A 10561-nucleotide genomic window follows, 5' to 3' on the forward strand; every position below is an offset into this window, starting at 1 on the left:
CGGCACAGCATGCCGTACCGGGCATACCGCCCTCCGCGGCCGATGCGGAGCAAACGGTTCCCAGGTGTTGCCTGAGAGCTGCCTGTGCGTTTCTCAGGGAAATCACAGATTAGTGAAAGAGTGCTCTCAGGGGACCCGGCCAAGGTGTTCACCATGACCACGACCTCGCCCCAGGGGCGCACCGAACTGCTGAGGCCGGACGGGAGCCCCGTCCGAGTGCTTGTGGTGGACGACGAGCTGTCGATCACCGAACTGCTGTCCATGGCTCTGCGCTATGAGGGATGGCAGATCCGGAGCGCGGGAGACGGCACGGGTGCCATCCAGACCGCGCGGGAGTTCCGCCCCGACGCCGTCGTCCTCGACATGATGCTGCCCGACATGGACGGGCTGACCGTCCTGGGACGGCTGCGTCGTGAGCTGCCCGAGGTTCCGGTGCTGTTCCTGACGGCCAAGGACGCGGTCGAGGACCGGATCGCCGGTCTCACCGCGGGTGGCGACGACTACGTCACCAAGCCGTTCAGCCTCGAAGAGGTCGTGGCGCGGCTGCGTGGGCTCATCCGGCGCTCCGGTGCCGCCGACCGGCGCTCCGACTCGGTGCTCGTCGTCGGGGACCTCACCCTCGACGAGGACAGTCACGAGGTGTCGCGGGCCGGGGACAACATCCACCTGACCGCCACCGAGTTCGAGCTGCTGCGCTTCCTGATGCGCAACCCGCGGCGCGTGCTCAGCAAGGCCCAGATACTCGACCGTGTCTGGTCGTACGACTTCGGCGGTCAGGCCAACGTCGTCGAGCTGTACATCTCCTACCTGCGGCGGAAGATCGACGCGGGACGCGAACCGATGATCCACACCCGGCGTGGGGCCGGGTACCTGATCAAGCCCGCCGTGTCATGAGCGGGCGACGACGGCCGCGTGCGCAGAAGAGACGAGCGGGACAGCCGCGCACCCTGCGGACGCGGCTCGTCGTCGCGTCCGTGGCGCTGATCGCCGTCGTCTGTGCGGTGATCGGCACGGTGACGACCCTGGCGCTGCGGTCTCATCTGTACGACCAGCTCGGGGACAAGCTGCAGGACGTGTCGAGCCGTGCGGCCGGGATGGGCGGGCCGCCGGGCGGGATCAAGGAGAGCCAGCCCGGGCAGAACACCACCGGGACCTCCGGCACCGTCGACCTGAAGGAGTTCGTGACGCGCGGCCCCCAGCCACAGGGCACGGTGATCGCGAAGGTCGTGAACGGGAGCATCACCGATTCCAAGGTCGGCAAGAAGGACTCCACCAGCACCGACATCAACCCCATGGTGGACAAGGACCTGAGTGAGGCCCAGGAGGCCGCCCTCGGCACCGTTGCCCAGGACCGCTCGTCGCACAGCATCGAGATCCCCGGGCTGGGCGACTACCTCGTCCAGTACGTCTCCGGAGACAAGGGCTCCTACTACGTCGCCATCCCGACCCAGGACACCGACAGCACCATCACCACCCTGATCCTCGTCGAACTGAGCGTCACCGCCGCCGGTCTCGTGGCCGCCGGCATCGCTGGTTACGTCATGGTCGGAGTGGCCACCCGCCCCCTCCGCAGGGTCGCCTCCACCGCCACCCGGGTCTCCGAACTCCCCCTGCACACCGGTGAGGTCAACCTCAGCGAGCGGGTGCCCGAGTCCGAGACCGATCCGCATACCGAGGTCGGGCAGGTCGGGGCCGCGCTCAACCGGATGCTGAACCATGTCCACGGCGCCCTGCACGCCCGCCAGGAGAGCGAGATGCGGGTCCGGCAGTTCGTCGCGGACGCCAGTCACGAGCTCCGTACGCCGCTCGCCTCCATCAGGGGATACGCCGAGCTGACCCGGCGCGGGCGGGAAGAGGTCGGGCCCGACACCCGGCACGCCCTCGGGCGTATCGAGTCGGAGGCCGGCCGGATGACCTTCCTCGTCGAGGATCTGCTCCTGCTCGCCCGGCTCGACGCGGGGCGCCCCCTGCAGTTCGAGCAGACCGACCTGGTTCCGCTGGTCATCGACACCATCAGCGACGCCCGCGCCGCGGGACGCGATCACGTCTGGCGCCTCGAACTTCCCGACGAGCCAGCGCTCGTGTCCGCCGACGCGGCACGCCTGCAACAGGTCCTCGTCAACCTGCTTGCCAACGCCCGGACGCACACCGCGCCCGGTACGACCGTCACCGCACGCGTGCAGCGCCGCGGGCCGTGGCTGTGCGTGGACGTCCAGGACAACGGTCAGGGCATCCCGGCCGATCTGCTCCCGCACGTGTTCGAACGGTTCGCCCGAGGCGACTCGGCGCGCTCCCGCACCACCGGCTCGACCGGCCTCGGCCTCGCCATCGTGCAGGCCGTGGCAACCGCGCACGGCGGCGCCGTGACGGTGGACAGCGTGCCCGGGCAGACCGTATTTACCGTGCATTTGCCGGCCCTTGCCCCCGCCGTTCCCCAGCCGTCCCCCGAAACGAACTGGCAACTCGACTCACAGGTCGAGCACAGTGCCACCACATGGGTGCAACAGGGCGCCTGACGAAAGTCGATGTCATGCGAACCGACTCTTCTCCCGGCACCCTGCCGGCGCGGGAGCACCTCCCGGCCGACACCGCCGGTACGCCTGTCCTGGACGTAGTGATCCCCGTCTACAACGAGGAGAAGGACCTCCAGCCGTGCGTCCGGAGACTGCACGACCATCTGACGCGAACGTTCCCGTACTCCTTCCGCATCACGATCGCGGACAACGCGTCGACGGACACCACCCCTCTGGTGGCGCAGCGGCTGGAAGCGCACATCCCGGAGGTCAGGAACTTCCGGCTCGAGCAGAAGGGCCGCGGCCGTGCGCTGCGGACCGTCTGGTCGGCCTCGGACGCTCCGATCCTCGCGTACATGGACGTGGACCTGTCCACCGACCTCAACGCGCTGCTGCCGCTGGTGGCACCGCTGATCTCCGGCCACTCGGACCTGGCGATCGGCTCCCGGCTGGCCCGTAGCTCCCGCGTGGTGCGCGGGCCGAAGCGGGAGTTCATCAGCCGCGCCTACAACCTCATCCTGCGCGGCTCGCTCCAGGCCCGTTTCTCGGACGCGCAGTGCGGGTTCAAGGCGATCCGGCGTGATGTCGCACAGATTCTGCTCCCCCTGGTGGAAGACACCGGCTGGTTCTTCGACACTGAGATGCTGGTACTCGCCGAACGTGCCGGCCTCCGTATCCACGAGGTGCCGGTCGACTGGGTCGACGACCCGAACTCCACGGTGCACATCGTGAAGACGGCGACGGACGACCTGAAGGGGGTATGGCGCGTGGGCCGGGCGCTGGCCACCGGTTCGCTTTCCCTGGACCGGCTGACCAGGCCGTTCGGCGACGACCCTCGCGACCGCGACATCATGGACGTACCCAAGGGCCTGGCCCGCCAGCTTGTCGGCTTCTGCGTCGTGGGTGGCCTCTCCACCCTCTTCTACCTCCTGCTCTACACCGTGTTCCGCCAGTTCGGCGGATCCCAGGTCGCCAACGCGCTGGCGCTGCTGGTGTCGGCCGTCGCCAACACCGCCGCCAACCGCCGGCTCACCTTCGGGGTGCGCGGTCCCGGCGGGGCCGTCAAGCACCAGGCCCAGGGCCTGGTCGTCTTCGGCATCGGCCTCGCGCTGACCAGCGGCTCGCTCGTCGCCCTGAACACGGCGACGTCCAGCCCCGCGCACTCCACCGAACTGGCGGTGCTGATCGCCGCCAACCTCGCGGCGACCGTGCTGCGCTTCCTGCTCTTCCGTGTCTGGGTGTTCTCCGACCGGCGCGAGGGCGACGAGCCGACGAACGGCGTGACGGCCGCCCCGGGCGCCTTCGCCCCGGCCCCCCGCACCTCCGCCCCCGGCGCCTCCTTCCCGCACGCCTCCGCACCGACGTACCCGACCGGCGTCCAGCAGGCCGGCACCCAGCAGACCGGTGCTCCGCAGACCGGCGGCCCGTCCGTGCCGCATCCCCAGACGCAGCCGCTGCCGCAGCGGCACATCGTGCACCCGCACGACCAGAACACCACCACTCAGTTCCGCGCCGGCGAAGCCGCGGACGGCACCTGGAGGGACGCGACCATGCAGATGCTGCCGGTGCGCCGCCCCCATGACACCGACCCGGGGGACGCCCGATGAGCACCGACATCGACCGGACGACGACGACCTGGGATCCGCCGCCCACCGCGGCGCCGGTCGGCACGGATCCCGACGCCCGGGAGACGGCCGTCCCGGCCCCCGAGTCGGGTGAGCCGAAGCAGCCCTGGCATCGCAGACTGTGGCGCGGCCGCCCCGAGGACCCCCGCTGGGCCCGCCCGGCCTTCCTCGGCCTGCTGGCCGCCACCCTCCTGCTCTACCTGTACAACCTGAGCGCCTCCGGCTACGCCAACTCCTTCTACTCCGCGGCCGTCCAGGCCGGCAGCCAGAGCTGGAAGGCCCTGTTCTTCGGCTCGCTGGACGCGGGCAACGCCATCACCGTCGACAAGCCTCCGGCCTCGCTGTGGCCGATGGCGCTGTCGGTCAGGCTCTTCGGTCTGAACTCGTGGGCGATCCTCGTCCCCGAGGTGCTGATGGGCGTCGGCTCGGTCGCCGTCGTGTACGCCTCGGTGCGCCGCCGGTTCAGTGCCGCGGCCGGCCTGATCGCGGGCGCCGTGCTGGCGCTGACGCCGGTCGCCGCGCTGATGTTCCGGTTCAACAACCCGGACGCGATGCTGGCCCTGCTGATGGCCGTGGCCTGCTACATGACGGCCCGAGCCTTGGAGGACGGCCGGACGAAGTGGCTGGTGTGGGCCGGGGTCGCGATCGGTTTCGCGTTCCTCGCCAAGACCCTCCAGGCCTTCCTGATCCTGCCGCCGCTGGCGATCGTGTACGCGGTGTGCGCCCCGGTGAGCCTGAAGAAGCGGTTCGGCCAGCTGGCCGTCGCCACCGGCGCGCTGATCGTGTCCGGCGGCTGGTGGGTGGCGATCGTCGAGCTGTGGCCGGCCTCCTCCCGCCCGTACATCGGCGGCTCGCAGAACGACTCCTTCCTGGAGCTGACCTTCGGCTACAACGGTCTCGGCCGCCTGAACGGCGAGGAGACCGGCAGCGTCGGCGGCGGCGGAGGCGGAGGCACCGGCCAGTGGGGTGAGACCGGCTGGGACCGGATGTTCAACTCCGAGATCGGCGGCCAGATCTCCTGGCTGCTGCCGGCCGCGCTGATCCTGCTGGCCGGCGGTCTGGTGGCCACGCGGAAGCTGCAGCGGACGTCGACGACCCGCGGTCTGTTCCTGGTGTGGGGCGGCTCGCTGCTGATCACCACGGTCGTCTTCAGCTACATGGCGGGCATCTTCCACCAGTACTACACGGTGGCCCTCGCTCCCTACATGGCGGCCGTGATCGGCATGGGCGCGGGTCTGCTGTGGGAGAAGCGGTCCGAGCTGTGGGCCTCGATCACCCTCGCGGCCTCGGTCGTCGCGGCGGCGTCCTGGTCGTACGTCCTGCTCAACCGCACCTCCGACTACCTGCCCTGGCTGAAGTGGCTGGTGCTGATCGGCGGTCTGGCCGCCGCGCTCGGCCTGACCTTCGCGGGCCGGATCAACCGTCAGCTCGCCCTCGCGGCGGCCTCCGTGGGCCTGGTGGCCGCGCTGGCCGGACCGACGGCGTACACCATCAGCACGCTCCAGGAGGGCCACACCGGTTCCATCGTGACCGCCGGTCCGTCCGGCGCGAGCATGATGGGCGGCGGCGGCCCGGGTGGCGGCGGTGGCGGTGGCCGGGGCGGCTTCGGCGGTGGCCAGAACCAGAACGGCAACGGCAACACGCAGAACCAGGGCCAGGGCCAGAACCAGCAGGGTGGCGGCACCGGCGGCTTCCCCGGCGGGGGCATGCCCGGCCAGAACCAGCAGAACGGCAACGGCGGCACCCAGAACGGCAACGGCAACACGCAGGGCCAGGGCCAGAACCAGCAGGGCGGTCCCGGCGGCCAGACCGGCGACGGTGGCGGCATGGGCGGCGGTGGCGGTGTCGGCGGTCTGCTCAACGGCGCCTCGGTCACCGACGAGGCCAAGAAGCTGCTGGAGGCCGACTCCGGCAAGTACACCTGGGCGGCGGCCGCGATCGGCGCACAGAACGCCGCGAGCTACCAGCTCGCCACGGGTGACGCGGTGATGGCGATCGGCGGCTTCAACGGCACCGACCCGTCCCCGACGCTGGCGCAGTTCAAGCAGTACGTGACCGACGGCAAGATCCACTACTTCATCAGCAGTGGCTCCGGCGGCGGCATGAGTGGCAGCAGCGACGGCACCTCCTCGCAGATCACCTCCTGGGTCGAGGCCAACTTCAAGAAGGTGACGGTCGGTTCGGCCACCTTCTACGACCTGACCCAGAAGGCGAGCAGCTGACGCCTCGCGGGTTTCGCAGGTGAGAGGGGCGGTGACCACGGTCGCCGCCCTTCCTCGTGTTCGCTCCCCGTATCCCCTCCCCACCCCTTATCCCCACCCCGTATCCGCTCCGTTTCTCATGTCCCGAACAACTTTGTTGTACAGCGTATGGGGACAGCTCTACGGTGTAGAACATGACTACGTCCCCGTCCCCGTCCCTCCTGGGAAGCGCCCCCGGACATCCCCAGCGCTGGCTGATACTCGGTGTCATCTGCCTCGCGCAGCTCACCGTGCTGCTCGACAACACCGTCCTGAATGTCGCGATCCCCTCGCTCACCCGGGAGCTGGACGCGGCCACCGCCGACATCCAGTGGATGATCAACGCGTACTCGCTGGTGCAGTCCGGCCTGCTGCTCACCGCCGGTAGCGCCGCCGACCGCTACGGCCGTAAGAAGATGCTGGTCGCGGGCCTGGCGCTGTTCGGCATCGGTTCGCTGGCGGCCGGTCTCTCGGAGACCACCGGCCAGCTGATCGCGGCCCGGGCCGGTATGGGTGTGGGCGGGGCGCTGCTGTTCACCACCACCCTCGCCGTGGTGATGCAGGTCTTCGTGTCCGAGGAGCAGCCGAAGGCGATCGGCATCTGGGCCGCAGTGAACTCGCTGGGCTTCGCGACCGGCCCGCTCATCGGCGGCTTCGTGCTCGACCACTTCTGGTGGGGCGCGATCTTCCTGATCAACCTGCCGGTGGCGGCGCTGGGCCTGGTGGCCGTCGTCGCCCTGGTCCCCGAGACGAAGAACCCGCGGGGCGACCGTCCCGATCTGCTCGGCGCGTTCCTGTCGACCGTCGGTATGACCTCGCTGGTCTTCTCGATCATCTCCGGCCCCTCGCACGGCTGGACGTCGTCGCGGGTCCTGGTGAGCGCGGGGCTGGCGGTCGTCGTCCTCACCCTGTTCGCCTACTGGGAGACGAGGATCCCGTATCCCATGCTCGACCTGGCGTTCTTCCGCGACCGACGGTTCACGGGCGCGGTCGCCGGCGCGGTGCTGGTCACGTTCGGGATGGGCGGCGCGCTGTTCCTGCTCACCCAGCAGCTTCAGTTCGTCCTCGGCTACGGCCCGTTGGAGGCGGGCTTGCGGACCGCGCCGCTGGCACTGACCGTGGTGGCCCTCAACTTCACCGGACTGTCGGCGAAGGTGATGGCCAGGCTCGGTGGGCCGGTGTCGGTGCTGGTGGGGATGGCGCTGGTGGCGGGGGGCCTGACGGCCGTCGCCACGCTCGCCTCCGGCGGCTACGCCGGGATGCTGATCGGGCTGCTGCTCATCGGCGCCGGGACGTCGGTCGCCAGCCCGGCGATGGCGTACGCGATCATGAGCTCGATCCCGCCGGCGAAGGCGGGGGTGGGCGCGGGCGTCAACGGGACGCTGGCGGAGTTCGGCAGCGGGCTGGGGGTCGCCGTGCTCGGCGCCGTGCTGAACGCGCGGTTCGCGGCCGTGTCCCTGCCGGTGGCGCTGGCGGCGGCGAACTCGGTGGCGGAGAAGGCGCGGGTGATCGACTCGTTCTCCTCCGGGTTGGAGGTCAGCCTCCTGATCGGGGCGGCCGCCGTGCTGCTGGGCGGGGTGGTGGCCGCGGCCCTGCTGACCCGGGCGGAGCGCGGGGAGGAGCCACCGGTGCCGGCCGTCGCGTGAGGACGGGAGCTCCGGCACACCGGGCCCGGCGCGGGGGCGGGGGCTCCGCCATGCCGGGCCCGGCGTGAGGACGGGAGCTCCGGCACACCGGGCCCGGTCGGCTCGACGGCGCGACGGAGCCGCATGTCAGGGCGGTCCCCCGCGCCACGACGACAGGCCTCGGCCTAGCATCTTCCCCAGTTACCGGAAGGAAGGTGCCTTGCCATGGCCGAGACCGCCGAGGGCGCCGCGCATCACAGTGTGTGGCTGGAGGGCAGGGCGCGTCGGCGTGGCCGTGGTGGGGGGCAGCCCTCCGGACTGGACCGGGACCGGATCACGGAGGCCACCGTGCGGCTCCTGGACGCGGAGGGGCTCGCCAAGTTCTCCATGCGGCGGCTCGCGGCCGAGCTGAACGTGACGGCGATGTCCGTGTACTGGTACGTCGACACCAAGGACGACCTGCTCGAACTCGCCCTGGACAGCGTCTTCGGCGAGCTGACGGCGCTGCCCGACCCCACGGACGAGGACGCGGACTGGCGTGAGCAGCTGCGGGCGCTGGCCACGGAGTACCGCGGGCTGCTGGTCCGCCATCCGTGGCTGTCCCCGCTGGCCGGCCGCTACCTCAACATCGGCCCGAACTCGGTCGTCTTCTCCCGCACGGTCCAGCGGGTCGTGCTCCGCACCGGCCTGCCCGCGTACGGCATCACCGGCGCGATCTCGGCCGTCTTCCAGTTCGTGTACGGCTACGGCACGATCGAGGGCCACTTCTTCGCGCGGGTCGCGGACACCGGTCTGACCCCGGACGAGTACTTCCGCCAGGCCATGACCGCGACGGCGGGCGCCCCGCAGACCGCCGAGATCATCGAGGAGTCGAAGGCCCTCATGGCGGCCCGTGGCGGCGACACGGTCGAGGAAATGATGAGCCGCGACTTCACCTTCGCCCTGGACCTGCTGATCGCGGGCATCGAGGCAATGGTGAAACGCGGCTGATCCCCAGGCTCCGCGACCCGACGGCTCCGGGTCTCCTGGCCGGGCGGCTTGGGCTCCCCCGGCCGGGCGGCTTGGGCCTCCGGCCCTGCCGTTCGGCGGCTCAGGTGGCCTCCTGGCCGGCGGCCCCCACCTACTGGTCGGGCGGGCCACGGTTTGGGGCCGGCCGCCCCGCCTACTGGTCGGTGACCAGTCGGGCCGGGAAGCCGCCGGTTGCGATCGGGCCCCATCGCTCCGGGGTGATCCGGATGATCGACTTGCCCTGCTTCAGCATGGCCTGGCGGTACTCGTCCCAGTCCGGGTGCTCGCCGGCGATGTTGCGGTAGTACTCCACGAGCGGCTCGACGGAGTCGGGCGTGTCGATCACCTCGGCGTTGCCGTCGACCTGGACCCACGGCCCGTTCCAGTCGTCGCTGAGCACGAGCACGCCGACCCGCTCGTCCCGCTTCGCGTTGCGCGTCTTGGCCCGCTCGGGGTAGGTGGAGACGACGATCCGCCCCGAGTCGTCGACCCCGCAGGTCAGCGGCGAGGCCTGGGGGCTGCCGTCGGCACGCCGGGTCAGCAGGATCGCGCGGTGCCGGGGCCGTACGAAGTCGAGCAACTCGTCCAGGGAAACCTTGGTGTTCGTCGCGATGTTCGGTGCCATGGCGTCAGCCTAGGCGCAGCGCCGCCCGTTCCGGCTGACCCTGCCGTGCCTACGCCTGGGGCAGTGTGTCGCCCTGTACCGCCTGGACGTCCAGCTCCACCTTCAGGGTCGTGCCGATGGCCGCGATGCCCGCCTGGACGACCTGGTTGTAGTTCATCGCGAAGTCCTCGCGGTGCAGCTCCGTCGTGGCCCGGAAGGCCGCCCGGGTGCCGCCCCAAGGGTCGGAGCCGGTGCCCAGATAGGCGAGGTCGAGGTCGACGGGACGGGCGACACCGTGCAGGGACAGCTCGCCGTGCACGGTCCAGCGGTCCGGGCCCGCCGGGGTCAGGCCGGCGGAGCGGTAGGTGATCTCCGGGTACGTCTCGACGCCCAGGAAGTCCGCCGAGCGCAGGTGGGTGTCGCGCATGGCGTTGCCGGTGTCGATGGACGCCGCCCGGATCACCGCGTCCACGCGGGACTTGGCGATGTCGTCCGGGGCGACCTCGATCGCCGCCGAGAACTCCGTGAACCGCCCGCGCACGCTCGAGATGCCCAGGTGCTGGGCGACCGCGCCGACGGTGGAGTGCGCCGGGTCGGCGGTCCAGGGCCCGGGCGGGGGCAGTTCCGTGCCGCCCTGCCGGGCCAGGGTCACGGTCCCCACCTCCGCGCGGCCACTGGCCGTCACGATCGCGCTGGAGGCCGCGGGCGCGTACCCGACCGCCGTGACGATGACGGTGTACGCCCCCGGGGTGAGCGCGGTCGCGTCCCGTACGGCTCCTTCCCCGTCGGCCTCGGCGCGCAGCACCTGGCCGCCCGCCATGTCCGTCACCGTGACGACCGCGTGCGACACGGCCCACCCGTCCCGCGTACGGATCTTCGCGGTCAGTCCCATCTCATGTACTCCTCGAACTGGAACCGGCCCGGTGCGGGGCAGAAACCCCCGCAC

At 70.9% G+C, this 10561-nt stretch carries 8 protein-coding genes; 6 read left to right on the forward strand and 2 right to left on the reverse strand.

Annotated elements, in window-relative coordinates:
• Positions 1 to 153 precede the first annotated feature (153 nt).
• The 6 genes from ACFVYS_RS36245 (at position 154) to ACFVYS_RS36270 (ending at position 8993) form a co-directional block, all read left to right on the forward strand.
• A complete protein-coding gene (locus tag ACFVYS_RS36245; protein WP_020131327.1) occupies positions 154 to 894 on the forward strand; it encodes a response regulator transcription factor in 741 nt (246 codons plus the stop codon).
• Positions 891 to 2516, forward strand: a complete 1626-nt coding sequence (locus ACFVYS_RS36250) for an ATP-binding protein (RefSeq protein WP_389509097.1) — start codon at positions 891 to 893, stop codon at positions 2514 to 2516. Before ACFVYS_RS36245 ends, ACFVYS_RS36250 begins: the two co-directional genes overlap by 4 nt.
• Positions 2517 to 2530: 14 nt before the next feature.
• Positions 2531 to 4120, forward strand: a complete 1590-nt coding sequence (locus tag ACFVYS_RS36255; RefSeq protein ID WP_389509098.1) for a glycosyltransferase — start codon at positions 2531 to 2533, stop codon at positions 4118 to 4120.
• Positions 4117 to 6360, forward strand: coding sequence for a glycosyltransferase family 39 protein (locus ACFVYS_RS36260; RefSeq protein ID WP_389509100.1), 2244 nt, complete (start codon positions 4117 to 4119; stop codon positions 6358 to 6360). Before ACFVYS_RS36255 ends, ACFVYS_RS36260 begins: the two co-directional genes overlap by 4 nt.
• A gap of 173 nt (positions 6361 to 6533) precedes the next feature.
• Entirely contained in the window at positions 6534 to 8024 is a 1491-nt protein-coding gene (locus ACFVYS_RS36265) for an MFS transporter (protein ID WP_389509102.1), read from the forward strand.
• Between the two features lie 204 nt (positions 8025 to 8228).
• Positions 8229 to 8993 carry a TetR/AcrR family transcriptional regulator gene (locus ACFVYS_RS36270; protein ID WP_389509104.1) on the forward strand — a complete coding sequence of 255 codons (765 nt, stop codon included), beginning with the start codon at positions 8229 to 8231 and terminating at the stop codon, positions 8991 to 8993.
• 172 nt (positions 8994 to 9165) lie between these two features.
• On the opposite strand, the gene ACFVYS_RS36275 is transcribed toward ACFVYS_RS36270, so the two are convergent.
• A complete protein-coding gene (locus ACFVYS_RS36275) occupies positions 9166 to 9636 on the reverse strand; it encodes a PPOX class F420-dependent oxidoreductase (RefSeq protein WP_389509106.1) in 471 nt (156 codons plus the stop codon).
• A gap of 49 nt (positions 9637 to 9685) precedes the next feature.
• Entirely contained in the window at positions 9686 to 10507 is an 822-nt protein-coding gene (locus tag ACFVYS_RS36280; protein ID WP_389509108.1) for a YceI family protein, read from the reverse strand.
• Positions 10508 to 10561 lie beyond the last annotated feature (54 nt).

Origin of the sequence: Streptomyces sp. NPDC058295 (assembly GCF_042880655.1) — a bacterium.
In the GTDB taxonomy this organism is placed as follows: domain Bacteria; phylum Actinomycetota; class Actinomycetes; order Streptomycetales; family Streptomycetaceae; genus Streptomyces; species Streptomyces coriariae.

Excerpts from the sequence above, each read along its gene's own strand:
- ACFVYS_RS36270 (WP_389509104.1), top strand. The coding sequence starts at position 8,229 with ATGGCCGAGACCGCCGAGGGCGCCGCGCATCACAGTGTGTGGCTGGAG.
- ACFVYS_RS36255 (WP_389509098.1), top strand. The coding sequence starts at position 2,531 with ATGCGAACCGACTCTTCTCCCGGCACCCTGCCGGCGCGGGAGCACCTC.
- ACFVYS_RS36250 (WP_389509097.1), top strand. The coding sequence starts at position 891 with ATGAGCGGGCGACGACGGCCGCGTGCGCAGAAGAGACGAGCGGGACAG.
- ACFVYS_RS36275 (WP_389509106.1), bottom strand. The coding sequence starts at position 9,636 with ATGGCACCGAACATCGCGACGAACACCAAGGTTTCCCTGGACGAGTTG.
- ACFVYS_RS36260 (WP_389509100.1), top strand. The coding sequence starts at position 4,117 with ATGAGCACCGACATCGACCGGACGACGACGACCTGGGATCCGCCGCCC.
- ACFVYS_RS36265 (WP_389509102.1), top strand. The coding sequence starts at position 6,534 with ATGACTACGTCCCCGTCCCCGTCCCTCCTGGGAAGCGCCCCCGGACAT.
- ACFVYS_RS36245 (WP_020131327.1), top strand. The coding sequence starts at position 154 with ATGACCACGACCTCGCCCCAGGGGCGCACCGAACTGCTGAGGCCGGAC.
- ACFVYS_RS36280 (WP_389509108.1), bottom strand. The coding sequence starts at position 10,507 with ATGGGACTGACCGCGAAGATCCGTACGCGGGACGGGTGGGCCGTGTCG.